The organism is Paenarthrobacter sp. Y-19 (assembly GCF_029223985.1).
Classification (GTDB): domain Bacteria; phylum Actinomycetota; class Actinomycetes; order Actinomycetales; family Micrococcaceae; genus Arthrobacter; species Arthrobacter nicotinovorans.
Genome location: NZ_CP119414.1, coordinates 3,678,783 through 3,704,924, shown reverse-complemented (window position 1 = coordinate 3,704,924; position 26,142 = coordinate 3,678,783). Strand labels below are relative to the sequence as shown.

23 protein-coding genes are annotated in these 26,142 nt (G+C 65.1%); 12 read left to right on the top strand and 11 right to left on the bottom strand.

Annotated features, from left to right (window positions below):
* Nucleotides 1–7 precede the first annotated feature (7 nt).
* The 5 genes from PYR64_RS17335 to PYR64_RS17315 are packed head-to-tail and all read left to right on the top strand — an operon-like array spanning nucleotide 8 to nucleotide 5,423.
* Entirely contained in the window at nucleotides 8–1,027 is a 1,020-nt protein-coding gene (locus tag PYR64_RS17335; protein ID WP_055972966.1) for an ABC transporter substrate-binding protein, read from the top strand.
* Entirely contained in the window at nucleotides 1,024–2,190 is a 1,167-nt protein-coding gene (locus PYR64_RS17330; RefSeq protein WP_275776589.1) for an LLM class flavin-dependent oxidoreductase, read from the top strand. Before PYR64_RS17335 ends, PYR64_RS17330 begins: the two co-directional genes overlap by 4 nt.
* Complete coding sequence (locus PYR64_RS17325) at nucleotides 2,174–3,019, top strand: DUF1684 domain-containing protein (protein ID WP_018778120.1); 846 nt, start codon at nucleotides 2,174–2,176, stop codon at nucleotides 3,017–3,019. The genes PYR64_RS17330 and PYR64_RS17325 overlap by 17 nt, the downstream gene beginning before the upstream one ends.
* On the top strand, nucleotides 3,016–4,101 hold the full coding sequence (locus tag PYR64_RS17320) for an LLM class flavin-dependent oxidoreductase (RefSeq protein WP_275776587.1): 1,086 nt from the start codon (nucleotides 3,016–3,018) through the stop codon (nucleotides 4,099–4,101). Before PYR64_RS17325 ends, PYR64_RS17320 begins: the two co-directional genes overlap by 4 nt.
* Nucleotides 4,098–5,423, top strand: coding sequence for an NtaA/DmoA family FMN-dependent monooxygenase (locus tag PYR64_RS17315; RefSeq protein WP_275776585.1), 1,326 nt, complete (start codon nucleotides 4,098–4,100; stop codon nucleotides 5,421–5,423). Before PYR64_RS17320 ends, PYR64_RS17315 begins: the two co-directional genes overlap by 4 nt.
* A gap of 183 nt (nucleotides 5,424–5,606) precedes the next feature.
* Here PYR64_RS17315 and PYR64_RS17310 read toward each other — a convergent pair whose 3' ends face one another.
* Nucleotides 5,607–6,764: a VCBS repeat-containing protein gene (locus tag PYR64_RS17310; RefSeq protein ID WP_275776583.1), complete on the bottom strand. Its 1,158-nt coding sequence runs from the start codon at nucleotides 6,762–6,764 to the stop codon at nucleotides 5,607–5,609.
* A gap of 138 nt (nucleotides 6,765–6,902) precedes the next feature.
* Nucleotides 6,903–7,343: a GNAT family N-acetyltransferase gene (locus PYR64_RS17305; RefSeq protein ID WP_275776582.1), complete on the bottom strand. Its 441-nt coding sequence runs from the start codon at nucleotides 7,341–7,343 to the stop codon at nucleotides 6,903–6,905.
* A 62-nt stretch (nucleotides 7,344–7,405) separates the two neighbouring features.
* Between PYR64_RS17305 and PYR64_RS17300 the strand changes: the two genes are divergently transcribed.
* Nucleotides 7,406–8,335 carry a threonine/serine dehydratase gene (locus PYR64_RS17300; RefSeq protein WP_079581858.1) on the top strand — a complete coding sequence of 310 codons (930 nt, stop codon included), beginning with the start codon at nucleotides 7,406–7,408 and terminating at the stop codon, nucleotides 8,333–8,335.
* Nucleotides 8,336–8,414: 79 nt separating this feature from the next.
* Here PYR64_RS17300 and PYR64_RS17295 read toward each other — a convergent pair whose 3' ends face one another.
* Nucleotides 8,415–9,398, bottom strand: coding sequence for an ABC transporter substrate-binding protein (locus PYR64_RS17295; protein ID WP_018778127.1), 984 nt, complete (start codon nucleotides 9,396–9,398; stop codon nucleotides 8,415–8,417).
* Nucleotides 9,399–9,655: 257 nt separating this feature from the next.
* On the opposite strand from PYR64_RS17295, the gene PYR64_RS17290 reads away from it, so the two are divergent.
* Both PYR64_RS17290 and PYR64_RS17285 read left to right on the top strand, forming a co-directional pair.
* Complete coding sequence (locus PYR64_RS17290) at nucleotides 9,656–10,645, top strand: LLM class flavin-dependent oxidoreductase (protein ID WP_026267225.1); 990 nt, start codon at nucleotides 9,656–9,658, stop codon at nucleotides 10,643–10,645.
* A 108-nt stretch (nucleotides 10,646–10,753) separates the two neighbouring features.
* Nucleotides 10,754–13,390 carry a trehalase-like domain-containing protein gene (locus PYR64_RS17285; protein WP_275776578.1) on the top strand — a complete coding sequence of 879 codons (2,637 nt, stop codon included), beginning with the start codon at nucleotides 10,754–10,756 and terminating at the stop codon, nucleotides 13,388–13,390.
* A gap of 11 nt (nucleotides 13,391–13,401) precedes the next feature.
* Here PYR64_RS17285 and PYR64_RS17280 read toward each other — a convergent pair whose 3' ends face one another.
* The 6 genes from PYR64_RS17280 to PYR64_RS17255 all read right to left on the bottom strand — a co-directional run bounded on the left by PYR64_RS17280 (nucleotide 13,402) and on the right by PYR64_RS17255 (nucleotide 20,231).
* Complete coding sequence (locus PYR64_RS17280) at nucleotides 13,402–14,328, bottom strand: AEC family transporter (RefSeq protein ID WP_018778130.1); 927 nt, start codon at nucleotides 14,326–14,328, stop codon at nucleotides 13,402–13,404.
* Nucleotides 14,329–14,488: 160 nt separating this feature from the next.
* On the bottom strand, nucleotides 14,489–14,920 hold the full coding sequence (panD, locus tag PYR64_RS17275; RefSeq protein ID WP_026267226.1) for an aspartate 1-decarboxylase: 432 nt from the start codon (nucleotides 14,918–14,920) through the stop codon (nucleotides 14,489–14,491).
* Between the two features lie 187 nt (nucleotides 14,921–15,107).
* Complete coding sequence (locus PYR64_RS17270; protein WP_275776574.1) at nucleotides 15,108–16,616, bottom strand: rhamnulokinase family protein; 1,509 nt, start codon at nucleotides 16,614–16,616, stop codon at nucleotides 15,108–15,110.
* 8 nt (nucleotides 16,617–16,624) lie between these two features.
* On the bottom strand, nucleotides 16,625–18,664 hold the full coding sequence (locus PYR64_RS17265; RefSeq protein WP_275776572.1) for a bifunctional aldolase/short-chain dehydrogenase: 2,040 nt from the start codon (nucleotides 18,662–18,664) through the stop codon (nucleotides 16,625–16,627).
* A 2-nt stretch (nucleotides 18,665–18,666) separates the two neighbouring features.
* Nucleotides 18,667–19,833 (bottom strand): L-rhamnose isomerase, encoded by a 1,167-nt coding sequence (rhaI, locus tag PYR64_RS17260; protein WP_018778134.1) that lies wholly within the window; start codon nucleotides 19,831–19,833, stop codon nucleotides 18,667–18,669.
* Nucleotides 19,830–20,231, bottom strand: a complete 402-nt coding sequence (locus PYR64_RS17255) for an L-rhamnose mutarotase (RefSeq protein WP_210077536.1) — start codon at nucleotides 20,229–20,231, stop codon at nucleotides 19,830–19,832. Before PYR64_RS17255 ends, rhaI begins: the two co-directional genes overlap by 4 nt.
* A 124-nt stretch (nucleotides 20,232–20,355) precedes the next feature.
* On the opposite strand from PYR64_RS17255, the gene PYR64_RS17250 reads away from it, so the two are divergent.
* The gene (locus tag PYR64_RS17250) at nucleotides 20,356–21,372 is read left to right on the top strand and encodes a LacI family DNA-binding transcriptional regulator (RefSeq protein ID WP_018778136.1); all 1,017 of its coding nucleotides are present in this window, start codon (nucleotides 20,356–20,358) and stop codon (nucleotides 21,370–21,372) included.
* A 16-nt stretch (nucleotides 21,373–21,388) separates the two neighbouring features.
* On the opposite strand, the gene PYR64_RS17245 is transcribed toward PYR64_RS17250, so the two are convergent.
* Together PYR64_RS17245 and PYR64_RS17240 are read right to left on the bottom strand one after the other, a co-directional pair.
* A complete protein-coding gene (locus PYR64_RS17245; protein WP_275776568.1) occupies nucleotides 21,389–22,372 on the bottom strand; it encodes a LysR family transcriptional regulator in 984 nt (327 codons plus the stop codon).
* Nucleotides 22,373–22,379: 7 nt separating this feature from the next.
* On the bottom strand, nucleotides 22,380–23,651 hold the full coding sequence (locus PYR64_RS17240; RefSeq protein ID WP_275779992.1) for an amidohydrolase: 1,272 nt from the start codon (nucleotides 23,649–23,651) through the stop codon (nucleotides 22,380–22,382).
* 131 nt (nucleotides 23,652–23,782) lie between these two features.
* Between PYR64_RS17240 and PYR64_RS17235 the strand changes: the two genes are divergently transcribed.
* From PYR64_RS17235 to PYR64_RS17225, 3 genes are all read left to right on the top strand, one after another.
* A complete protein-coding gene (locus PYR64_RS17235) occupies nucleotides 23,783–24,700 on the top strand; it encodes a LysR family transcriptional regulator (RefSeq protein WP_039243135.1) in 918 nt (305 codons plus the stop codon).
* 149 nt (nucleotides 24,701–24,849) lie between these two features.
* Nucleotides 24,850–25,353, top strand: coding sequence for a RidA family protein (locus PYR64_RS17230; protein ID WP_146230299.1), 504 nt, complete (start codon nucleotides 24,850–24,852; stop codon nucleotides 25,351–25,353).
* A complete protein-coding gene (locus PYR64_RS17225) occupies nucleotides 25,346–26,119 on the top strand; it encodes a hypothetical protein (protein ID WP_275776564.1) in 774 nt (257 codons plus the stop codon). The genes PYR64_RS17230 and PYR64_RS17225 overlap by 8 nt, the downstream gene beginning before the upstream one ends.
* Nucleotides 26,120–26,142 lie beyond the last annotated feature (23 nt).

Here is a 26,142-nt window from a genome sequence, read left to right as displayed (position 1 = left end):
ACCCTCCATGCTTCGCACCGCCCACGGCTTCGCCGCTCATGAAACAAAACCGCGCTCAACCAAAAGCCGGCTCCTGGCACTTGCTGTACTTCCCGCCGTCGTGCTTCCTGCGCTGGCGGGGTGCTCCGATCCTGGAGCGTCGGCAGCAAAGCCCGAATCCGAAGCCGCCAAGAACGGAATCGTCTACAACACCTCCGTGGACCAGAACCGGATCCGGGGTGAGAAGGACACGACGGCGGCCGCAGCGGTACCCGCAGCCATCGCGAAGGATGGCAAGCTGACCGTTGCCACCACAGCCGGCTCCATACCGCTGTCCTTCCACGCCACCGACGACAAAACGCCGATCGGCGTGGAAGTGGATATCGCCCAGCTCGTCGCCGACAAGCTCGGCCTGGACCTGGACCTGCAGGTGACGTCGTGGGAGAACTGGCCGCTCAAGACCCAGTCCGGTGACTTCGAGGCCGTCTTCTCCAACGTGGGCATCAACGCCGCCCGCGTGAAGCTGTTCGACTTCTCCACGTACCGTGCCGCGTTCATGGGCTTCGAAGCGAAGAAGAGCTCCAGCTACGACATCAAGGGCTCGGATGACATCTCCGGCCTGAAGATCTCCGTGGGCTCCGGCACCAACCAGGAGAAGATCCTGCTGGCTTGGAACAAGGAGCTCGAAGCGAAGGGCAAGGCTCCCGCCACCCTTCAGTACTACTCCTCCGACGCCGACACCATCCTGGCGTTGTCGTCCGGCCGCACCGACCTGAACCTCGCTCCGTACCCCTCGGTGACCTATCGCGAGAACACCCGCGACGACCTCAAAGTGGTTGGCAAGGTCAACGCCGGATGGCCCTCCGAAACGTTGGTGGCAGCCACCACCCTCAAGGGCAACGGCCTGGCTCCGGCCATCACCGAAGCCCTGAACTCCACCATCAAGGACGGCTCGTACGGCAAGGTCCTGGAACGCTGGGGACTTTCCGAAGAAGCCGTGCCGGAGTCCAAGACCGTCACGGAAGCCACTTTTGGGACGGGAAAGTGAAGTTCCAAGTCCTCGACATCATCTCGCACCTGAAGAATCCGGTGACGGGGGAGATCGTCTCCACTGCTGATCGGCTCAACCAGGTGGTGGAGACGGCTCGCCGCGCGGAGGAACTCGGTTTCGACAGCTTCTCCGTGGGAGAGCGCCACGCCGGCGAGTTCGTCTCGTCATCCCCGACGACGGTCCTCGCCGCGATTGCCGCCGTCACCACCCGGATCCGTCTCCAGACCGGCGTCACCGTACTCTCCGTGTTGGATCCCGTGCGGGTGGCGGAAGACTACGCCACCATCGACCAACTGAGCCGCGGACGCCTGGAGCTCGTGATCGGCAAGGGCAACGAGGTCCTGCAGTACCCGCTGTTCGGGCTGTCCCTCGATGACCAGTGGGACCTGCTCGCGGAAAAGTACGCGCTGCTGCGTACGCTGTGGCGCAAGGAAAGCGTCACGTGGTCGGGGCGCTTCCGGCCCGCGCTGACCGAGCCAACCACGACGACGCCCCGTCCCTTCGCGGGGTCGCCCCGGATTTGGCACGGCTCGGCTACAACCCTGACGTCCGCTGCGCTCGCCGCCAAATGGGGCGATCCCCTGTTCACGGCCAACGCCATCCAGCCGCGCGGGAACTACAAGGTCCTGATCGACCATTACCGCGAAGAGTACGAGCGCCACGGGCACGATCCCCGGCATCAGTACCTCGGCTCGGGCAGCGGTGCCGGCGGTGTGTTCATCGCGGACACCACCCAGGAAGCCATCCGGCAATACGGCCCGGTTTACGAAGGGCTCACTGCCGGGCGCAACGTTCCGGGCAACAACACACCGTTCCGGGACATCCACCACGCCGTGGCAGAGGGACCGGCCCTGGTAGGCAGCCCGGAGCAGGTAATCGACAAGATCCTCAGCTACCACTCGCTGTACAACCACGATCTCCAGTCGATCTCCCTGCCCACCACACTGCCGTTCGAACAGCAGCTGGAGATACTGGAACGCTTCGCCCTGGACGTCATTCCCGCAGTCCGGGCGTCCGCACCGACAACCCTGTGGGAATCCGACGATCCCTTCGGCGGCCGCCCGGAATTCGCCGGCGCCACCGAACCGGACGCCGCAGCAACCGTAACCGCAGACCACGCCTTCAACAGGACGGACAACGCCCATGTCTACGCAAACTGACAGCGCCACGAACACCGCCTCCGGCCTCGAAGCCTTTGACGAGGAATGGCAGGAATGGCACGACGCCCATGAGCGTCACCGTGCCCACCCGCACGGCTTCCTCGCCGTGACCCACCTGCACTGGCTGACCGGCGACGCGACCCGGCTGGAAGGTGCCCCCGGCACCTGGAGTGTGGACGCCGACGTCGTGCGTGTTGTCCTGGAACCGGGCGAAAGCCTGCAGCAGGACGGTGTCGAGCTGAACAACGGGACGGTCCTCGAGCTGGGACCCATTGAGGAACGCGGCGGCATCAACCTGGTATCCGGAGACACCGTGATCGAGGTTGCCAAGCGCGGCGGCGAGTACATCGTGCGTCCCCGAAACCCGGAAAACGCGCTCCTGCGTCAGTACCAGGGCACTCCGGCGTACACGCCCAATGCTGCCTTCGCCGTGGCCGGTACCTTTGTCCCTTTCGAGGTCCCGCGGCCCACCACGGTGGGTGCCGCCGTCGAAGGCATCCAGCACGTGTACGAAGCCCCGGGCGAGATCCGCTTCAAGCTGGCCGGCGAGGAACTCGCGCTGACAGCCTTCAACGGGCATGCCCCGGGTTCCCTGTCCGTGCTGTTCACCGACCAGACCTCCGGCAAGACCACGTACGCGGCCAACCGCTCGCTGTCCGTGGTTCCGGCCGCCGATGGCTCGGTGCGGCTCGATTTCAACCGGGCAGTGAACCTGCCGTGCGCCTACACAGACCTTGCGACCTGCCCGCTGCCTCCCGCCGAAAACCGGCTCCCGGTGGCCATTGAAGCCGGCGAGAAGATTCCCTACGAACGTCAGGACCAGAAGTGAGCATTGCCAAGAAGGCCGGGTTCCTGGCCATTGAACTCGATGGTGCCGGGTACGCAAACCTTGCCCGCGCCGTCCTCGACGCCGAGTCCGCGGGCTTCCACGCGGCAACCTTCAAGGACACCCCGGACGCCGGTCGCGCGAACGCCCTGCAACGGGCGGCCTTTGCCGGACCAATCACACGGACCATCGCCGTGGTCCCCGAGGTAGACACTGTATATACGGAGCCGTTCCACATTTCCACACAGCTTGCCAGCCTGGACTACGTGTCCGGCGGCAGGGCCGGGTGGATTGCCACGGCGGCGGAGTCGCCCGAGGCCGCTGCCGCCGTCGGACGTTCCTTTGTCACGGGTAACGCTCTTGCACAGGAAGCTGCCGCCTCGATCGAAGCAGGCCGCCGGCTCTGGGATTCCTGGGAAGACGACGCCGTGATCCGCGATGTCGCCACGGGGCGCTACCTGGACGTCGACAAGCTTCACTACGTGGATTTTGAAACCCCGGCTGACTTCAGTGGCACGCCGTATTCCGTGAAGGGACCGTCCATCATCCCCAGGCCCCTGCAAGGCCAGTTGCCCGTGCTGGCAGCTGCGAAGCTGGTGGGCGAAGGCCAGGTTCCGGTTGAGGCGGTGGACGCTGTCCTGGTGTCCGCGCCGACGCCCGAGCTGCTGACTGCCGAAATCCGGGATGTCCGCGCACGGCTGGGCGGCTCGGTGGCGATTGTGGCGGAGCTCGACGTCATCCTGGACGCACGCGGGCAAAGCGCGGCCTCACGCCCGGTGGCCTCACCCGAGGCGGCCCTGTCCGACAGCGAACGGGCGCGTTACACCGGCCCCGCCGATGGACTCATCGAGCTCCTTGAGGTGCTGCTCGCCGAGGCCGACGGAGTCCGCCTCCACCCCGCGGCCCTGGAGGTGGAACTGGAGGAACTGTCACGGCTGGTCCTCCCGGAGCTCCGGCGCCGCGGTTCATTGCGGCCGCCCGTCCTGGATGGGACGTTCCGCGATGTACTCGGCCTGGAGCGCCCCCAGAGCCGCTATTCGACATCTGCCGCGGCCGTCGCCGCAGGAAAGCAGGGACCAGCATGACACGCGATATCTTCCAGCCGAGCGGCCGGATCCAGTTCGGTATCTTCTTCCAGGGCGTCAACTCCGGCACCATCTGGAAAGCGGCCGAATCCGGTTCGCAGACCGACTTCGAATCGTTCCGCCACATCGTGCAAACGGCTGAGCGTGGCAAGTTCGCCGCGTTCTTCCTGGGGGAAGGGCTGCGGCTCCGCGAACACCTCGGGCGCCCGCATGCCCTGGATGTCGCCGGACGGCCCGATGCCCAGACCATGCTCGCTGCTTTGGCGTCCGTGACGAAGAACATCGGCCTGGTGGCTACGCAGAACACTACCTACAACGACCCCGCAGACCTTGCACATCGTTTGTCCTCGCTGGACCTCATCTCCGGCGGGCGGGCAGCCTGGAACGTGGTGACGACGGACAACGCCTGGACCGGCGCAAACTTCCGCCGCGGCGGTTACCTTGACCACGCCGATCGCTACAAGCACGCCGAGGCTTTCGTCGAAACCGCCAAGCGGATCTGGGACTCCTGGGACACGCCCACCGGCCCTGCACGCCGGGTAGTGCACCAAGGGCAGCACTACACCGTGGATGTCACCCCGCGCTTGCCCCGCAGTGCCCAGTACCGGCCCGTGCTGTTCCAGGCCGGCGACTCACCCGAGGGCCGCGACTTCGCTGCCCGACAAGCGGACGTCATCTTCTCCGCGCACCCCAAGTTCGATGACGCCGTCGAGTTCCGGCGCGACATCGTTTCCCGTTCCGTAGCCGCTGGACGGGGTGCGAACGCGGTGCAGATCATGCCTGCCAGCGAATTCATCCTTGCCGCCACGGACCAGGAAGCCCAGGAGAAGAAGGCCTGGGTCCGTAGCCTGCAGATCGGACCCCAGCAGGCGATTGCCTACCTGGAACAGTTCTGGGGCCGCGAGCTTTCCTCCTACGATCCCGATGGCCCCCTCCCGGAGATCGATCCCGTGGTGGAGGAAACGTCCGAAACCCGTGGCAGCGGATTCCACGGTGCCAAGGCACGGCAGCTTGCCGATCAGTGGAGGGCCGAGGCCAAGGACAAGGGCTTGAGCATCCGGCAGTTCGTCACCTCAAAGACAGCACGCATCGATGCTACCTTTACCGGTTCCTACACCGCCGTCGCCGACCACCTCGCCGAATACGCCAGGGTTGGTGCCGTGGACGGCTTCAACATTTCGCCATGGCTCATCCCCACCGGCCTGGACGAGATCGTGAACCACCTCGTGCCCGAACTCCAGGACCGGGGCGTGTACCCCACGGAGTACCGGGGCACCACGCTCCGCGAAAACCTGGGCCTGGAAACGCCCGTGCGTTCCTGATGAAGCGTGCAGATTCTGCTGGATCATTCCGTTGGCGCCGGCGAAAAACCCCGGAAACGCGGGGGCCGTTCCGCCTGCTCCTGGCAATGATCCAGCAGAATTCCGCATCGGAGGGCGGGGATGATGCCCGTTCGACGGTGAAGCTCCAGCTGACGGTGTGGGGGCAGTCCCTCTAATGGACCGCTAGAGCAGTTCCCGGAACACGTCCCAGCCGTTGCCGACCGGGCCGTACGGACCATAAAGCCCTGTGGTGGCAGCGCCTGTGGAGTACAGGACAAGATCGCCGTTCTGGTTGATGGCAACCAGGTTGTTGTACTTCTGATGAGCGAAGCTGCCCAGGCCCGACACATCCCGGAACGTGTTCCAGCCGCTGCCCATGAACGCGGGAACACCCCAGCCGCCCTGGCCGTCGGTGGGGTACAGCTGGAGGCCGCCGCTGTGGTCGCGGCCGAAGATCTCCACTGTGCCGTCGCCGTTCATGTCGCCGCTGGTGATGATCTTGTTCATGACCTGCCAGCCCCAGCCCACCTTGCCGGGCGCCAGCCACCCGCCCTCGCCATCTCCCGGGTACAGGAACAGATCGCCCGCGGGATTCCGGGCAAGGACATCGTTGTAGCCGTCGCCGTTGAAGTCCCCGGGACCCACGATCGAGTCGAAGATGTTCCAACCGGCGCCCACCTGGCGGGCAGGAAGCCAGCCGCCGTCGCCGTCACCCGGGTAGAGGAACAGCTGGCCCGCTGAGTTCCTGGCAAGGAGGTCATTGAATCCGTCGCCGTCAAAGTCGCCGGGCGAGAAGACAATGTTGAACATGTTCCAGCCCGCCCCTACCTGCCGGGGTTCGTCCCATGTTCCCCAGTACGCGGGGCAGGGTCCCTCGCAGGCGCCCTTGTAATACGTGTAGGTCCGCGGGTACAGGATCAGCCGGCCGTCGGGGGTCCGGGCCAGGGGTTCGAAGTTGCCCCTGCCTGTCCAGCCCATTGCCCGGTTGGACGCTTTGATCGGCGCGGTTTCCGCACTCAATTGCGTGCCTGTGGGGCAGCCGGGCTCGCCGGGAGTCAACGGATGGACACGCAACGAGATCCTGGAGCCCTGGTCTTCGGGCAGGACCTTCAGGGTTTCGCCTTGGCGTTCCTGGGGTAGGGTCTCACCGTCGCGCAGCCACTCCAGGGTGATGCCGTCGCTGGAACCGTCGGGGTTCCTGCAACCCCAGTAGTCGTAGTTGTACTGGCGGCGCATCTCGGACCCAACGTACGGAACGCCGTCGATGTACGGAGTTGGCTGGTAGTCGGCAAGGGCAGGTCCGGCGCCCACCAGCCCGGATGCCAGGAGGCCCGTTGCCATTGCAGTAGTGGTTGCACGTCTTAGCAGACGCGATCGAATCAACAAGCGCGCTCGAAAGTTCCCCATTTTCCCCCCGGAAAGTATCGCGTCATGGCCGCGTGGTGTGTGCTGAGGTTACCGCATTCCGGGGAGGCGTGGTCAGCTGTTGCCCGGGGCCACCATGAACACGTCGACGGGGTCCTCGGATTCCAGGACGAAGCCGTGCCGTTCGTAAAGACGCCGGGCCGGGCTTCCCTGGAGCACGTCCAGGCGGAAGGGGCGTTCGTCCACCGATGCGCCCATCACATGCCGGAGAACGGCCCCGCCAAGACCCTTGCCCTGATGTGCCGGGGCGATGAAGAAATGTTCTATCCACCGGGCGTCCGCTTCGGGCCTGACCGCGATCACTCCGGCGTCGACGCCGTCGCTATGGATGACGTAGGTTTGCTCCGGCTCGAAGGCGGCAAGGAAGCGCTCGCGGACGCGCGCGGGGTCGAAGCGTCCGAGGCGTTCCAGGTCCGGCCGCATCACCACGGCGCGAAGCTCGGCAATCCAGGCGGCATCGGTGGCTACGGCGGGGCGGAGGACAAAGTCAGGCATGGATCAAGCCTATGCGGGACGGCCGAACCATAGGATGAAAGCTGACGAAAGGTGCAGCCACAATGGTCACACGCGAAGAAGTAGAAGCAGCATACGCCCGGACATCGGGCTGGGTGCGGCACACGCCCCTTGCTGAAAGCGGGAACCAGGAGCCGTACCACTTGTGGTTCAAGTGCGAGTACATGCAGCACACAGGCTCGTTCAAGGCCCGCGGTGCCTTCAACCGGCTGCTCACCGCCAGGGAGAACGGTGAATTGGATCCCGGAGTCGGCATCGTGGTGGCTTCCGGTGGAAACGCCGGCCTGGCGAACGCATTTGCGGCAGCGAAGCTCGGCGTTCCCGCCACCGTGTTCGTCCCCGAATCGGCTCCGGCGAACAAGGTCCACAAGCTGTACGCCGTTGGGGCCACAGTAGTCCAAGGCGGTGCCGAGTACGCCGAGGCCTACGCCGCCGCCGTGAAGTTCGCGGAGGAAAAAGGCGCTGTCTATTGCCACGCGTACGACCAGCCGGAGATCGTGGCGGGTGCCGGTGGCGTCGGCCTTGAGCTGCTGGATGAACTGCCCGACGTCGATACCATCCTGGTTGCCGTAGGTGGAGGCGGGTTGATGGGCGGCATTGCCGCAGCCGTTGAGGGGAGGGCCCATGTGGTGGGCGTCGAACCGGAGACGGTTCCCACGCTGCACACCGCGCTGGCCCAGGGCGAACCGGTTGATGTGGCCGTCTCCGGCATTGCCGCCGATTCCCTGGGTGCCCGGCGGATCGGCGAGATCGGTTTCGGGGTCGCCCGCCGGACCGGGGTAGAGAGCGTCCTGGTCACGGACCAGGACATCGTCGACGCCCGGCGTGCCTTGTGGGAGAAGCACAGGATCGTGGTGGAACACGGCGCTGCCGCGGCCTACGCGGCCCTGCTGTCAGGGGCGTACACACCGAACGACGGCGAGACCGTGGCGGTTGTTCTCTGCGGCGCCAACACGGACCCCGCCCACTTCTAGGCGCACCAAAGCAGGGGACAGCAAACGCTCCTTCGAGCGGTCATCGCGACATGTGCTGTCCCCTGCTTGGGGTGGGGTACTACTTCTTGGGCAGGCCTGCCGGGTTCAGCTCGGACGCCGGGATGGCCTCGGAGGACAGTCCCCAGCGGTCCAGGATCTTGCCGTAGTTGCCGTCCTTGATGAGGGTATTGAGGGCAGCTTGCGCGGCGACGGCCAAGCCGTTGCCCTTCTGGGTGGTGAAAGCAATTTCGGCCTTCAGGGGCCAGCCTCCCTCAAGGGTGCCCACCTCCTTGGTTTTGCCGTCCTTGGCAGCCTTGTACGCGGCGGAGGCGTTGGGTCCGAACGTCAGGTCCGCACGTCCGGACTGGAGGGCGAGCTGGGAGGCGGAGTCGTCGTCGTAATACTGGAACTCAACCGGCTTCAGCCCGTTCTTCTTGTTCTCCTCGTCCCAGCGCACCAGGATTGCTTCCTGGTTGGTGCCCGAGCCGACGATGATGCGCTTGCCTGCGACGTCCTTGGGTTCCTTCACTGTTGAGATGTCGGAGTCGGCCTTGGCGTAGAAGCCCAGGAGGTCGTTGCGGTAGGTGGCGAAGTCGAACTTTTCCTTACGGGCCTCGGTGACCGTGACGTTGGAGAGGACGGCCTCGTACTTTCCGGATTCGACACCCAGCGGCCAGTCGGCCCACGCAACCGGCAGCACCTCGACCTGCAATCCCAGGGTCTCGCCCACAGCGTAGGCGATATCCACTTCGCTGCCGATCAGCGTCTTGTTGTCAGTGGCGAACGTGCTCAACGGGGGAGTGCCGCCTGTGGTCACCACGGTCAGTTTGCCGTCGGCTTTGATGGCGTCGGGGACCAAGGCTGCCGCAGCGGAATCCACGGCCACTTTGATGCGGTCCTGCTGCGGGGTCAGGTTGAATTGTTTGGTTGCGCTGGATGAAGCGTTCGACGCCGGCGCTGACGCGGCTGCCGTGGCTCCTGGATCCGAGCATGCCGTCAACCCCAGCAGTGCGGTGGCGGCCAGCGCCGCGGTGATGCCGGATGCGGCGGTAAAACGTGCCATGGGTTCTCCTCGAAGGGCTCTGATGCGTAGTCGTGGCTGCAACTATCCGGCAGGCCCGCGAGGGTGGTCAAAGCGCTCCGAAACCCTGGGATACAGGGGTTCACGGCAGTTAATCAGGCGTCGAACAGGGTCACAAAGGCCGGGCCCGAACAGCACGCGACGCAACTCACAGAAATAAGCCGGGTGCCGCCGTCGTTGTCGCTAGAGTGCCCGGAAAGCAGAAGCGGGCGCCGCGAAACGTACCGAAAGGCTTCACCGTGACTGTTCCTCTTTCCATCCTCGACCTGGCAACCATCGGGAAGGGCCAGACGGTGGCGGAGAGCCTTGCGGGCAGTGTCGCCATGGCGCAGAAGGCCGAAGAGCTTGGCTACCGTCGGGTCTGGTACGCCGAGCACCACAACATGTCCGCCATCGCGTCGTCGGCCACGAGCGTGCTGATCGCCCACGTCGCCGCGCACACCAACACCATCCGCCTGGGCGCCGGCGGTGTGATGCTGCCCAACCACTCGCCGTTGACCATCGCCGAACAGTTCGGCACCTTGGAGACGCTCCACCCGGGACGCATCGACCTCGGTTTGGGACGTGCCCCCGGCAGCGACCAGAACACCATGCGTGCGCTGCGCCGTGACCACACATCCTCCGACAGGTTCCCGCAGGACGTCCTGGAACTGCAGGGCTACCTCACAGGCCCCACCCGCATCCAGGGTGTCGAAGCGACGCCAGGCAAGGGCACCAACGTGCCGCTGTACATTCTGGGTTCCTCGCTCTTCGGCGCGCAGCTGGCCGCCCAGCTGGGTTTGCCGTACGCCTTCGCTTCACACTTCGCCCCGGCCGCGCTGCAGGACGCCGTGGCTGTTTACCGGCGTGAGTTCAAGCCCTCGGAACAGTTGTCTGAGCCGTACGTGATCGCGGGAGTGAACGTCACGGCGGCGGACACCAATGCCGAGGCGCAGGCCATCAACCTGGCAGTGAAGCGTGCACGGGTCTCCCTGTTCTTCGGTGGCGGACGCGAGTTCACGGATGACGAAGCGGATATGGTCCTCGACTCCCCGCAGGGCCAGCACATCGCCCAGATGATGAAGTTCTCGGCCGTAGGCACCAAGGACGTTGTCCGCGAGTACCTGGATGAGTTCGCCCGGTTCGCAGACGCAGACGAATTGATCGTGGCCCACCAGAGCATCGGCACTGCGGAGCGTTTGCGGTCCGTGGAGCTGCTTGCCGAGGTAGCTGGCCTGGTACCGGCGTAAACACCCGCATAAATCCAAGGAAAAGCTTTACTCGTTTGCAATCTACTAGGTAGTCAAGCGAAACCGTCCGGGCGGAGACTGTAGTTATCCGCTTCGGAAGGATCCGCCATGCCCACGCACTTGAATCAATCAGTCGCCGACTCCGCGCTGCTGATGAAATCGCTCCCGCTTGGCCTCCTCCGGACGGTCCTTCAATCCGACGCGCACAACGGCATCACCCCTGAGCTGTTCGCGGAGCTTAAGGTCCTGGCCAGGGTTCCCGGCCTCCTGGTGGCCTGCAACTACGGCGGGACGCTCTGCTCGGCGGAGGGAGTATCCACCGAGACGCTGCCCTTGGACAGCGCAGCGGTGGCGCTCCGGGCTCTCGCAGCCCTCCCGAACACCCACGCAGCCATCATTTCCGGCAGGTCTTTGCGGGACCTGGCAGCAGTGTCCCGGCTTCCGGCCGAGGTCCATTTGGTGGGTTCCCACGGGGTGGAGTTCGACATGGGCTACGCCTACACGCTTTCCCTCGCCACGGAGCAGTTGCTCCAACAGGTAGCTACGGCGTTGACCGAGGCCGTGGGATTCGAGAAGGGCATCAGCGTTGTCCGAAAGCCCGTAGGCGTTGCTGTCCACACCCGGCCGGCCACGCCCGAGGTTGTGGACCGGGCGGTGTACGCCTCGCAGAAGATCGCGATCGAATTCGGCCTCTACTTCATCATCGACGGAACGGTGCTGGACCTCACGGTGGAGGAGCCGGCGAAGGGCCAAGCCCTGGAGCAGCTCCGCGCCCGGTTGGGCGTCAGCGCGGCACTGTATGCGGGCGATGCCGAGAGCGACGAAAAAGCGCTGGCCACTTTGCGGGGGCCGGACCTCGGTTTGCATGTGGGGCCCGGAAGCACGACGGCGGCACACACCCTTCCGGATCCGGAAGCCTTTGCGCACGTGCTGGCCTTGCTGTTCGAGCTGCGGCGGGCATGGCTCTTCGGCGAAGACGCAGTGGGCCTGGAACGACACTCGATGATCGGCAACGGAAGCTCCACGGCCTTGCTTACGCCGGATGCCAAGGTCTGCTGGATGAGCCACCCGTTGCCCGATTCGGGCTCTCTGTTCGCCCATATCCTCGGTGGCGACCCTGCCGGCCACTTCAGTATCGAACCGGCGAAACCGTCGCAGGTGCTGGCCCAGCGCTACGTGGACAACACCATGATCGTGGAAACCCGTTGGGCAGACGTTACCGTGACGGACTACCTGGAACCCGCCCCGGAGGGGATCACCAGCCTGGTCCGGGTGTTGTCCGGAACGGGGTCGGCCCGCGTGGTCTTCGCTCCGCGGCCCGACTACGCCAACGCACCGTTCAGCATGGAAATCCGCGGCGACGAGGTCCATATCCTTGGCACCTCGGATCCGATCATCCTGTCCGCTCCCGGGGTTGCCTTCTCCATCACCAGCGACGGCCGCTACGCCACTGCTACAGCTGAAGTCGCCCTCAGCGACGGGCCTGTGGTCCTCAATATGCGCTGTGGGGATACCGAGCCGCCGCTCCCGGACCCGGCCGGCGAGCCCCACCGTCGTGCCGCCGTCGGGCAGGTTGCGCGTGAGTGGGTCAAAGCACTGCAGCTGCCCACCATCAAAACTTCGCTGGTGCGGCGCTCCGCGCTGGTCCTCAAGTCGCTGGTCCACGAGCCCACCGGTGCCGTCCTGGCTGCGCCCACCACGTCCCTTCCGGAAGGAATCGGCGGAACCCGGAACTGGGATTACCGGTACTGCTGGCTGCGCGACGGATCCATGACCGTGAACTCGCTGGTGTCCTTGGGATCCACGGAGGAAGCGGACGGGTTCCTGCGGTGGCTGGGCCGTATCCTGGACAACGCCCCCGGCCCGGAATGGCTGCACCCCCTTTACTCGGTGACTGGCTCACCGTTGTCTACGGAGGCCATCGTGGAGAGCCTGCCGGGGTACGCGGGGTCCAGGCCTGTACGGATCGGGAACGCAGCGGACCACCAGGTGCAACTGGACGTGTTCGGCCCCATCGCCGAGCTGATCCATGATCTGTCGGAGCGGCGCGGATTCCTGCCGGACGAGCACTGGTTCCTGATGGAGCAAATGGCGCATGCGGTGCTGGCCCGCTGGCATGAGCCCGACCACGGGATCTGGGAAGCGCGCCGCCCGCCTCGCCACCACGTCTATACCAAGGTCATGTGCTGGGTCACGCTGGACCGGGCGCTGCGTGCTGCTGCCCTGCACGGCCGGACGCCGCACGCGGACTGGGCACCCACGGCGGCGACGATCCGTGAGGAAGTCCTTCGCGAGGGCTGGGATTCGTCGGCGCGGTCCTACACCGTGGCCTACGACAGCCCGGACCTCGACGCCGCAGTTCTCCACGTCGGATTGTCCGGCCTCTTGGACGTCCAGGACCAGCGGTTCCTGGATACCGTGACTGCGGTGGAGCGGGAGCTGCGCGTCGGCCCTACCGTCTTCCGGTACAGGTACGACGACGGTTTGCCGGGTCTGGAGGGCGGCTTCCACATTTGCACCACCTGGCTGATTGAGGCGTACCTCGCGGTGGGGCGACTGGACGATGCGCTGGAACTGTTCAACCAGTTGGTGGCCCTGTTCGGTCCCACCGGGCTGCTGCCCGAGGAGTATGATCCGGGCACGGAAACGCACCTCGGCAACCATCCCCAGGCCTACTCACACCTCGGCTTCATCCGCTGCGCGCAGCTCCTGGACCACTACCTGGCCAGCGCCGACGTGGAGTAACGCTGGTTGGGTCAGGTAAGCAGCAGTGCGACGGCGATCATCGCCGGCACTGCCACGATCGTGGTGATGAGCACGGTGTCCTTGGCGACGGTAATTCCCGCCTGGTAACGGTTGGCGGCCACGAACACGTTCTGGGCTGTGGGCAGCGCCGCGGTCACCACCACCGCGAACAGCGCATGGCCGTCCATCCCGAGGGCGAAGCGGGCGAAAAGATAAGCCACCAACGGGTGCACGACCAGTTTGAAGCCGCTGGCCAACAGGGTGTCGAGCCGGCGTCCTGCGGACTTCTGCAGGGGCCTGGAACCGTTCAGGCTCATCCCGAACGCCATCAGCATCGCAGGAATCGCGGCCCCGCCAATGAGGTGGATCGGCTCGAGAATAAGCGTTGGCACCTGGAAACCGGTGCCCGCCACCAGAAGGCCCAATGCTGAGCCCACGATCATGGGGTTCCGCACGATCATCAGGACGAAGCGCAGGGGGGTGGTCCGATGTGAACTGGTACTGGCATCGAGGGCCATCAGGTACATGGGGGTGAAAAACGCCAACTGGAAGATCAACAGCGGTGCCACATAGCTCGCATCGCCCAGGACGAACACGGCGATGGGGATCCCCAGGTTGGCTGAATTGGCCAGCGACGCACTCATGGAAGACATGAGCGCTTCGGGCATGCTGCGCTTCAACCAGAGCTTTACGATCAGGAAGAACAGCAGGCCGGTGATGACGGCGCCGACGGCCGTGACCAACAACGGAGCGGCGAAAACATCATGCAGTTTCGCCTTGCTCAAGGTCTCGAAGAGGAGCGCGGGGCTAGCCACGAAGAACGTCAGGGAACTTAACACGGAGCGGGCGTTGTCACCGAGGATGCCGCGACGGCCAACGAACATGCCCACCAGGATGATGGCCCAGACAACGAAAAACCCGGACAGGACGCCGATCATGACGGCGTGCCGGCGGGGATTTGTTGGATCACGAACTACAGCCTAGCCAGAACAGCCGCGTGAGTAAGCGTTTTCAGGCGACCGTCCCGATATTTGGACCCTGAACGCGCACGACGCCGGCACCCTGGTGAGTGCCGGCGTCGGGCGTTGCTGTGGGAACCTAACTGAGGTGCGCTGCGTTGCTGAGCGCGTGCGGCGGGCGCATGAGCCCGGGGGTGTGGCCCTCGGCGGGGTCGTTGCCAAGCTGCAGGATTTTGTTGTCCTTGCCGACATGAACCACCCTGGGTTCGTAGGCCCGGGCCTCTTCCGTGGTCATTTCCGCATAGGTGATGAGAATGACGGTATCGCCGACGTGGACCATGTGCGCGGCCGCGCCGTTGATGCCGATCACGCCGGACCCGCGCTCGCCGGCGATGGTGTAAGTCTCCAGCCGGGCGCCGTTGGTGACGTCAACAATGGACACGAGTTCGCCGGGAAGGATGTCGGCCGCATCCAGCAGGTCCAGGTCGACAGTGACCGAACCGACGTAGTGGAGGTCGGCATGGGTCACCGTTGCACGGTGGATCTTGGACTTGAACATTGTGCGGATCATAGTGGGACCAGTTTAGCGCGGGACCCTCACCCGGCGCTGTGACGTACCAGACTCGGAGCCTGCCGTGGAGCGGGAGATTCACAACCACGAGACCGGGGCCTGTTGCTTCCTGACCTTGTTCAAATGCAGGATGGCCGCGGATCAAACTCACTTGGTTGATCCGCGGCCGCATCCGGTTCAAAGAGGGTCAGGACCGGCTGGACTGCAAGGCGCCGGCCGGCTCGTATCGCAGCAGTTCCGTCCCTGCGGCCACGAGTACGCGCAGCTCACCCAACCCACCCTTGACCAAGCCTGCGGCCCTCGCCTGCACCAGCACATTGCCCAGCGCTGTTGCTTCGACCGGCCCCGCGACCACCTGTTTGCCCGTTGCGTCAGCAGTGAGCCGGCACAGGAGCCGGTTCTGCGAGCCGCCGCCCACAATATGCACCACGCTGGTGCTTCGCCCCGTGAGCCGCTCTGCGTCGGCCAGCGTGCGGGCGTAACCGGCAGCGAGGCTGTCCATGATGCAACGCACGACGGCGGCAGGCCGGTCCGGGAGTACCGCGCCGGTGTTGCGCACGGCTGCGCGGATCCGGTCCGGCATGTTGTCCGGTGCTGTGAAGCGGGGGTCGTCGGCGTTGATCCGGGGCCCACCGGCAGGCAGTGCCGCCGCGGAATCCAGCAAGGCGGTGAGCGCTTGCGTGTGGCCCTCGGCGGCCCATGCCCTTTGGCATTCGCTGAGCAGCCACAGGCCACCGACGTTGCGGAGGTACCGGATGGTGCCGTCCACGCCGCGTTCGTTGGTGAAGTTGGCTTTCCGGCTGGTTTCGTTGAGGACCGGCTGGGGGAGCTCGACGCCTACCAAGGACCACGTGCCCGAGGAGATGTAGGCGAAATCCTGGTCCGCAGCGGGAACTGCGGCGACGGCGGATGCGGTGTCGTGCGAACCGACGGCCACCACTTTCGTGTCCGCCGGAAGGCCCGTCCGGTCAAGGATCTCCGGCAAGAGCGTTCCCACCGTTTCGCCGGGTTGGATCAGCGGAGGGAAGACGTTGCGGGGCAGGCCGAGGGCGTCCTGGAATTCCGTGGCCCACTCTCCGGTGATGGCGTCGAAGAGCCCGGTGGTGGAGGCATTGGTGGCTTCCGTCCGGCGCTCACCCGTCAGCAGGAAAGCAATCAGATCGGGGATCAGGAGAGCTTGCAGCCCTTCAAGGTTCGGCTCCGCGGCCAGTTGATACACGGTGTTGAACTGCAAGTACTGCAATCCCGTGGCGGCATAGAGCTTTTCCGGGGAAACGGCCGCATGGACGCGCTCCACAGCGGCCCGGCTGCGTTCGTCGCGGTAGCTGTAGGGCTGCGCGGTCAGTTCGCCGGCTTTGTTCACCAAGCCGTAGTCAACGGCCCAGGTGTCGATGCCGATGCTCACGATGCGCTCGCCGTGCCCCCGCGCCACGGTCGCCGCCGCTGCCAGCCCATTGAGCACCTCAGCGAAGAGGGCGTCGAAATCCCAGCGGAGGCCGCCGTCGAGCTCTATGACTCCGTTGGGGAAGCGGTGGATCGTCTCAAGGGAGACACCTGTGGCGGGGGAGACGCGGCCCAGCATGACGCGGCCGGAGGAAGCGCCGATGTCGATGGCTGCGAAAACCTGGTCTGTCTGCGGTGAGGACACCGCCCCGGCGTGTGCCGGGGCGGTGTCCGTGGTGGTTCCGGTGGTCACTGGTGCTCCTAGCGGAGGAAGGCTGCTGCCACGCCGGCGTCCACGGGAATGTGCAGGCCGGTGGTGTGGGAGAGCTCGTTGCTGGTGAGCACGGACGCGGCGTTGGCGACGTGTTCGGGCAGGACTTCGCGCTTGAGGAGCGTGCGTTGGGCGTAGTACTTGCCCAGTTCCTGCTCGTCCACGCCGTACACGGCTGCTCGCTTTGCGCCCCAGCCGCCGGCGAAGATGCCGGAGCCCCGGACCACGCCGTCGGGGTTGATGCCGTTGACGCGGATACCGTGATCGCCCAGTTCGGCGGCGAGCAGGCGGACCTGGTGGGCTTGGTCTGCCTTGGTGGCGGAGTACGCGATGTTGTTCGGGCCGGCGAACACGGAGTTCTTGGAGGAGATGTAGATGATGTCCCCGCCCATGCCTTGGTCGATCATGACCTTTGCCGCGGCCTTGGACACCAGGAACGAGCCCTTGGCCATGACGTTGTGCTGGAGGTCCCAGTCCTTCTCGGTGGTTTCCAGCAGCGGCTTGGAAATGGAAAGGCCGGCGTTGTTGACCACCAGGTCCAGGCCGCCGAACGCGAGCACGGCTTCCTGGATCGCGGCAGCGATCTGGGCTTCGTCGGTCACGTCGGCCTGGACGCCGATGGCGACGTCCGGACCGCCCAGTTCCTCGGCGACCTTTTGCGCGTTCTCAAGGTTCAGGTCGGCAATCACCACGCACGCGCCGTCGGACGCCAAGCGGGTGGCGATCGCCTTGCCGATGCCCGACGCCGCACCGGTCACCAGCGCGATGCGGGTGGCGTGGGACTTGGGCTTGGGCATCCTGGCGAGCTTGGCTTCCTCCAGGGCCCAGTACTCGATGCGGAATTTCTCGGATTCCTCGATCGGGGCGTAGGTGGAGATGGCCTCGGCGCCGCGCATCACGTTGATGGCGTTGATGTAGAACTCGCCGGCGACGCGTGCGGTCTGCTTGTCCTTGCCAAAGGAGAACATACCCACGCCCGGGACCAGTACGATCGCCGGGTCCGCGCCACGGAGCGCCGGTGAATCAGCGTCAGCGTGCCGGTCGTAGTACGCCTGGTAGTCCTCGCGGTAGGCGGCGTGCAGTTCCTTGAGGCGCGCCACGGAGTCTTCGATCGAGGCATCGGCCGGCAGGTCCAGCACCAGCGGCTTGACCTTGGTGCGGAGGAAGTGGTCCGGGCAGGAGGTGCCCAGCGCGCCCAGGCGCGGGTGCTCACCCGAGGCAAGGAATTCAAGCACGACGGCGTCATCGCTGAAGTGCCCCAGCTGCGGTTTGTCAGTGGAGGCCAGGCCGCGGATCACCGGAGCGAGGGCCGCAGCCTTGGCCCTGCGCTCAGCTTCGGGGAGGGCGCCGTAGCCGGGGAGCGGGGCACCGAAGGGCTCGGCCTTGCCGTTGTCCTTGATGTAGTTCTCTGCCTGGTCGATGATCCACAACGAGTTGGCCTCGGCCTCTTCGCTGGTGGCACCCCAGGCGGTGATGCCGTGGCCGCCCAGGATGGTGCCGATGGCCTGCGGGTTGGCTTCCTTGATCGCGGCAATGTCCAGGCCCAGCTGGAAACCGGGACGACGCCACGGCACCCACACCACCTTGTCGCCAAAGACCTTGGAGGTCAGGGCTTCGCCGTCAACGGCGGTTGCGATCGCGATGCCCGAGTCCGGGTGAAGGTGGTCAACGTGGGCGGCGTCCACCAGGCCGTGCATGGCGGTATCGATCGACGGCGCGGCGCCGCCCTTGCCGTGGAGGCAGTAATCGAAGGCGGCCACCATTTCGTCTTCGCGCTCGACGCCGGGGTAAACGGACTTCAGTGCCTGCAGCCGGTCCAGCCGGAGTACTGCGAGGTTCTCCGCTTTCAGGGTGCCGAGGTCGCCGCCGGAGCCCTTGACCCAAAGAAGCTCTACGTCCTGACCCGTGACGGGGTCCTTCTCTGTGCCCTTGGCGGAGGTGTTGCCGCCGGCGAAGTTGGTGTTCCGCTTGTCCGCACCGAGGCGGTTGGAACGGGAGATCAGTTCTTCAACAGTGGTGTTGGTAGTCATGCTTAGGCGCCCCATCCGGCTTGCTGGCCGCCTGCGCGGTCCTCGTTGATCTTCTTCTGGTATCCGCTGGCCTTGTAAGCGGCCATTGGGTCGGCGGGCAGGCCGCGGGATTCGCGCCACTCGGCCAGGACCGGGCGGACATCGGTGTAGAAGGCATCGTTGAAGATGCCGTTTGCCGCCAGGACGTCCCCGGCGCGCTGGGCTTCGCTGAGTGCGGCGGTGTCCACCAGCAGGGCGCGGGCCGTCATTTCCTGGACGTTCAGCACCGAGCGGATCTGGCCCGGGATCTTCTCTTCCAGGTTGTGGCACTGGTCCAACATCAGGGCGACGCCGGATTCTTTTCCGAAACCGCCGCCACGAATGACCTCGTGCATGATACGGAACAGCTGGAACGGATCCGCCGCGCCCACAATCAGGTCGTCATCGGCGTAGAAGCGGGAGTTGAAGTCGAAGGAACCCAGCTTGCCCAGGCGAAGGAGCTGCATCACGATGAACTCGATGTTGGTGCCCGGGGCGTGGTGGCCGGTGTCCAGGCAGACAAAGGCCTTCTCGCCCAGGGCAAGGGTCTGCGCGTAGGACGTGCCCCAGTCCGGAACATCGGTGTGATAGAAAGCCGGCTCGAAGAACTTGTACTCAAGGACCAGGCGCTGCTCATCGCCCAGGCCCGCGTAGATTTCCTGGAGGGACTCAGCCAGGCGGTCCTGGCGGCCGCGGATATCGTCCTGGCCCGGGTAGTTGGTGCCATCGGCGAGCCAGATCTTCAGATCGCGCGAACCCGTGGCGTGCATGATCTCGATGCACTCCAGATGGTGGTCAATCGCGCGGCGGCGGACGGACTCGTTGGACGAGGTCAGGGAGCCGAACTTGTACTCGTCATCCTGGAACGTGTTGGAGTTGATGGTGCCCAGCCCCACCCCGAGGCCCTCGGCGTACCCGCGCAGGGCAGCGTAGTCGTCAACCTTGTCCCACGGAATGTGCAGCGCCACGGTGGGGGCCAGGCCGGTGAGCTCGTGGACCTTCGCGGCGTCGGCGATCTTTTCCTGCACGGTGCGCGGCGTGCCCGGGGTGCCGAAGACCTTGAACCGGGTCCCGGAATTGCCGTAAGCCCAGGACGGCACTTCAATGGCCAGTTCTCCCAGGCGGCCCAGGGCCGATTCTGTGGTGTTCATGATTGTTCCTTCTGGTGTCCGATGGTGGTGTCTGTATGTACTGGCGTGGCCCCGTTTGTGACGTTGCCGGCGTCGGCCAGTTGGTCTTCAAGGTTGAAAACTTCTTCGATGACTTCGAAACCCTGGTCCGGAGGGAGGTTGCTGTTCGCGAACAGGGCGGCCATTTCCGCTTGCCAGCGGTTATTGACGTCCGTGAGGGCCATACGGGCCTGTGCTGCCGCGTAGTCTTCGCATTCCAGGTAACCGATCAATTGACCGTCGGGTGCCAGGAACAGCGAGTAGTTGTTCCACCCTGCGTCCTTCAAGGCCGTCAACATCTCAGGCCAGACGGCGGCGTGGCGGCGCTTGTATTCGTCCATCAGTTCCGCTTGGACGGAAGAGCGGAAACATACCCTCATGCGGTTCTCCGGGTTACTCGTCTTTGAATCGTTTCATTTGTTACGATTCAAATTACCCTCGGCAAGCAGGGGGTGTCAAGGCGTTTCCAGCGTCCTTGATTTTCGACCAGCGAGAACGGAAAGCATGTCCCAAACAGCGAGCATCAAGGACGTCGCCAACCACGCACAAGTTGCCGTGGGAACTGTCTCCAATGTGCTGAATTATCCGGACAGGGTTTCCCAAAAGACCAAAGAACGAGTCCTCAAATCCATCGCCGAACTTGGCTTCGTGCGCAACGACGCCGCCCGCCAACTCCGCGCCGGTCAAAGCCGGACCATCGGGCTTATCGTCCTCGACGTCGGAAACCCCTTCTTCTCTTCCGTGGCCCGTGCCGCCGAAGATGCCGCAACCGCGCTGGGCAGCGTGGTGCTGGTGGGCGACAGTGGCCAGGACGCTACCCGCGAAGCGCATTACATGGATCTCTTCCAGGAGCAGCGTGTCCAGGGCCTGCTCCTGTCACCTGTCGGGGACGTCGAAGCGCGGATCGATACCCTCAGGGAGCGCGGAGTCCCCACGGTCCTGGTGGATCAGCTCGCCGACACGGAACGCTGCAGCTCAGTCTCCGTGGACGACCAGGAAGGCGGCTATCTCGCGGCCCGGCACTTGCTGGACCTGGGTCGCCGTCGTCTGGCCTTCGTTGGAAGCCCCTCCATCCGCCAGGTATCCAGCAGGCTTGAGGGCGCGCAGCGTGCTGTGGCGGAAGTCCCGGAGGCGACCATGGAGGTACTCGACTCCGCGGGGCAAACTGTCCTGGCCGGCCGGCAAGTGGGAAACGCGTTGGTGGAGCGCGATCCCGCTGGCAGGCCCGAGGCCGTCTTCTGCTCCAACGATCTCCTGGCCCTCGGCGTCATGCAGTCGTTGACCATGCTCCGCACCGTCCGCATCCCGGATGACATTGCCCTGATCGGGTACGACGACATCGATTTCGCCATTTCCGCCGTCGTTCCTTTGTCCTCCATCCGACAGCCCACCGAAGCCCTGGGGCGGACAGCGATCGAGCTCCTCGCCGAAGAGCAGGAAAACGGTGGAACCAAGCATCGCGCCGTCGTGTTCACCCCTGAGCTCGTAGTGCGCCAGAGTACGGCCGGCTCGCCCAACTAGGGTTCAGCTGGCAGGATTACGACGCGCGGAGCCCGGCAAGGTAGCCCATCGGCGCCACCGCGTCGGGCTGCTTCGTCTGACGGACGATGCCGCTATGGGACGCGGCCAGCTTGTCCGCAGCACGGCCCAGGCACTGCAGGAAACTCGTGATGGAAACGCCGGCCTGCGACTTCTGCCTGAGTGCTGAGATGTGGCGCCGGGCCGTACAGCCGGAGATGCCCGTCGCCACGATCCGGTCCGTGGGTACGTGGTCCATGGCCGGAACCAGCGCTATGCCCAGCCCGGAGCGGACCATGCCGCGGAGGGCGTCGTAGTTGTTGCTGCGCACCGGAATGCGCGGTGTGAATCCGCCGCTTGCGCACAGGTGCCTGAGGCAGGCGTCGCCGGATGAGTCCTCTTTTGTCGAGACCCAAAGTTCCCGCTCAAGGTCCTGCAGGGTGATGTTCTCCGCGCCGGCCAGGCGATGGGACTCAGGGAGCAGAAGCAGCAGTTCCTCCGCAAGGAGTGGTGTTGCCGCCACGTTCGACGGCCATTGCTGGGGGACGAGGTCGTAATGGAACACCACGGCGACATCGAGCGTGGAGTCCCGGACCATGCCCGCGAGCTCGGCGGGACCGCCCTCTTCCAGGTCCACGCTGGAGTTGGGATGCCTGCGCAGGTACGAGGCCAGGCCGTCGGGGAGGAGCCGTTGGCTTGCTGTGCTGAAGCTGCCCAGGCGCATGAGGCCGTAGTCGCCCTTGCTGAAACCCTTCATGTCGTCTTCCAGGTTGCCCAGGGCGTTGATGATGTCATGTGCCCGGGCTGCCAGGAACTTTGCCGCCTCGGTGGGTCGGATGCTTTGGGCGTCACGCTCCACCAAGGGTGCCTGCACTGCGCGTTCCAAAGCCGCCACCTGCTGCGAAACGGCTGACCCGGTGTAGCCGATCTCGCGCGCGGCGTCAGCGAAGGAGCCTGTTCTGAGCACCACAGTGAGGGTGCGCAAATGGACGGGATTCAGCATGGCCGTGCTACTTCCCTGCAGGCGGCGTGAGCAGCCGCTCCACGTCCACGGCGCCGCCGGCCGCTTCGAAGTCCAGGCGGACCTGCTCCCGGAGCCGCGCGTCGGCCAGATAGTCGGCCGCAGTCAGCGCCAGCCCCACTGCGCCGTCCACGACGGCCGCATCACCGGCGGGGCTGATGGAATGCTGGCCGAACTCCACCGTGTGCATGACCGCAGTTTCGCGGGAAATGCTCACCGTGGGATGGATCGAGGGGATCCGCAGGCTCAGGTTCCCCAGGTCGGTGGACCAGCCGCCGCCCACCAGTTCGGTCTCAAGGGTGATGGCCCGGCCGCGCGCAGCCATGTGCCCGTGGTAGCGCGCGGCCAAGGCGTCATTGCTGCGGACGGGGAGGTAGGCGGGGAACGGGTCCCAGGTGGTCTCCAGCCGCGTGCCGGTCATCTGTGCTGCGCCCTCCAGGATGTCCTGCACTTTCCGCGAAATGTCCACAAGCCCGGCCGGGTCCAGGGAGCGGATTTCGACGACGGCGCCCGCCAGGTGGGGGACGACGTTCACCGCTGATCCGCCCTCCGTGATGATGCAGTGGAGGCGGTCCGTGGCGGGGATGTGTTGCCTGAGTGCTGCGATGCCTTGGTAGGCGGCCACGACGGCATCGAGGGCATTGCGGCCCATGTGCGGAGCCGACGAAGCGTGGGCCGCAACGCCATGGAAGGTGACCTCCACGTCGCGGACCGCCAGGGAGGCAAACGAGGCGACCTCGTACTCGCCGGTGAACGGGTGCAGCATCACCACCGCGTCAATGTCGTCGAAGGCGCCCGCCCGGGCCATGAGTTCCTTGCCGTTTCCGTTTTCTTCGGCAGGCGTGCCGAGGAGCACCACTGAGCCGCCGAGCTTTTCCACCTGGGCGGCAACTCCGAGGAACGCTCCGACAGCGGCAGCGCAGATGACGTTGTGTCCGCAGCCATGGCCAACGCCGGGAAGGGCATCGTATTCGGCCAGGACAGCCACTTTCGGGGATCCGGATCCCGCCTCGGCCCGAAGTGAGGTGCGGAGGCCGTATCGGCCCACCTGTACGGGATAGCCCCGATACCTGAGGAATTCGGCGGCGAAAGCGACCGAGAGGCGCTCTTCGAAGCCCACCTCTGCGATGCCGTGGATTCCGTGGCTGAGCTCGCGAAGGTCCGTGCCAAGGTCCTCGATGGTGTTGGTGATGCTTCGTGCAGCGGATTCGGGGGCGCCGAGTATGCCGGTAAGCGTGAGTTTGGACGGGTACGTCTCCATGATGTCCACGTGGCGTCCTTTCGGGGGATGGGGGCCTGCTGCGGACGTCGTCGTCCACTCGGCGGCTCGTGGTTTAACTTAAGATACATCCAGATCTGCCTTAAGAATAGCTAATCGTGCAAGAATGTTTCATGACCGAAAAACCTCTTCCGGACGTGCCCCGGCTGCGCCTTCTCAACGAGGTGGCCCGGCAAGGGTCCCTGGCCGGTGCGGCACGTGTCCTGGGCATCACGTCTTCGGCCGTTTCGCAGCAGATCAGCATTCTCGAACGGGAAACCGGGGTCCAGCTCCTCGACCGTTCATCGCGGGGCGTCGGGCTGACCGGTGCCGGTGAAATCCTGGTGGAGCACGCCCGGGCCGTGGTTCGCCTTCTGGAAGCAACCCGCGCCGAAATGGACCAACTCAGTGGCGATCTTTCGGGCAGGGTCCGCATCGGTTCCATTCCCTCCCTCGCCCGGACAGTGCTCCTGCCGGTCGCCGAGAAACTCGAGGTGACCGTTCCCGACGTCGAACTGACCGTCAACGTGGTTGAACCGGTCGACAGCATCGAGCAGTTGCTGAACGGCGCCCTGGACATCGCGATTGTCGACCTCTACGACAACGTGCCCATGGCATTTCCGGACTATCTGGTCACCAGGGAAGTGCTCAGCGAGCCGCTGGTGCTGGTCACGCCGCCGGACTACGAGGTCCCGCCCAGGCTCAAGTTGTCGGACCTCAGGAATGAGGCCTGGGTGCTGACCCCGGACGCGGGAGCATGCGGCCAGGCAGTCCGCTACGCCTGCCGGAATGAGGGCTTCGAGCCCAACATCCGCTGGGTAGTGGACGATCTGCTGCTGCTGGTGGAGTCCATTTCCCGGGGCCGGGGCATCTCCCTGCTCCCTCCGCTCTCCGTGGACAGCACTGTGGCGCCCGTGGGAATCCATGCGTTCGACAAGCCGCACATCCAAAGGCGCGTCCTGACAGTGACGCGCAGCAGTGATGCCAGGCGGCCCATCGTCAAGGCTGTCCTGGACGAAATCCACAGCCTCCTGGGTGCCGCAGCCGCCTGAGCCGCGTACCGCCGTCGGGCCCTGGACGGCAGTCCAAGAATCTCTTGGGCCAGCGCCAGCAAACGTCGTTCTGCGGGCCGTCCCGGCCCCTGTTTTTCGTTCCATGCTTGAAGTGATCAGTGACGATCACCACAAAGGAGAACGAAAAAATGACCACCCTCGAACGACGCTTCGCAGAGGTTCCCGGACACTGGCAGGTGCCGGGCCACTTCAAGATCAACCACAGCCACGGCATCCGCGTGGGCGACATGATTTACGTGGGCGGCCAGGAAGACCTCGACGCGGACGGAAACGTCAACAACCCCGGCGACATCGTTGCCCAGTGCAAGAACGTCATGGAGTCCCTGAAGCGGGTCATCGAAAGCCTCGGCGGCACCATGGGCGACGTCGTCCAGTTCAATACCTTCTACGCCGGCGAGCTCAGCTACGAAGAATGGCAGCGGACCTATGACATCCGTTTCAGCTACTTCCCGGCCCCCGGCCCTACGGCAACGGGCATCCTCATCGGCGAGGAACTGAACCTGCCCGGCATCCGCGTGGAGGTCAATGCCGTCGCCATCGTCGGCAGTGCCGCCACACGCATGGAAGCGTTCGACGACGGCACCCAAGCAACGCTCGACGTTCCGGTTGCGGGGGAGTCACCCAATGCCTGACATCAAGCCCCAACTTGGCGTCATCCTGTGCGACCTCGATTCCTACCCCGTGGACTACATCGAATGCCTCACCCCGGATGCGCCAGGCATCAGAAACAACCCCGTGGGTTTCTTCGAGAATCCCGCCAGCTGGCAGGGCCTCCCCGTGGCCTACGCCGTGGCGCGCGGAGCCCGGGTTGAGCCCTTGGTTGCCGGAGAGCCGGAAGCCATCGACGCTTTTTGGGCCGCCAGCGAAAAGCTGGCCCACTGTCCGCTGGTCATCACCGACTGCGGCTTCTTCTTCTACGCCCGCAAGGACACGCGCCGGACGGCCAACGTGATCACCAGCGGCCTGGACCTGCTGCCCATCGCCTCGGTGCTCAGCAGCAAAGACATCGGTGTGCTGACTGTCTCGGAAACTCTGGCCGCCAAGTTGCTGGCCGACCACGCGTTGTCACCGCGGATTGTCATTGCCGGCATGGAAAGCGAACCGGGCTGGGCAACCATGCTGACCAACGACCACGCACTGGGCAATGGCTGGGACCAGGAGATGCTCAAGGAAGGCGTTGCGTCCGTAGTGAAGCGGGAGTTCGGGCCGGGAGGGCGCTTGGAGAACATCGGCGTGCTGGTCCTTGAATGCACCCTGCTGCCCGAATTCCGCCAGGAAATCCGCAAATACACCAGTGTGCCCATCCTCGACATTGCCTCCTTCGCGCTGAACGCCCTTGGCAAGGGTTTCGACGTCGGCGAGGCTCCGGCGCCTGTCGGCCCGGCTATGAGCCGATGACACAAGTCAGGAACGAGTCAGTC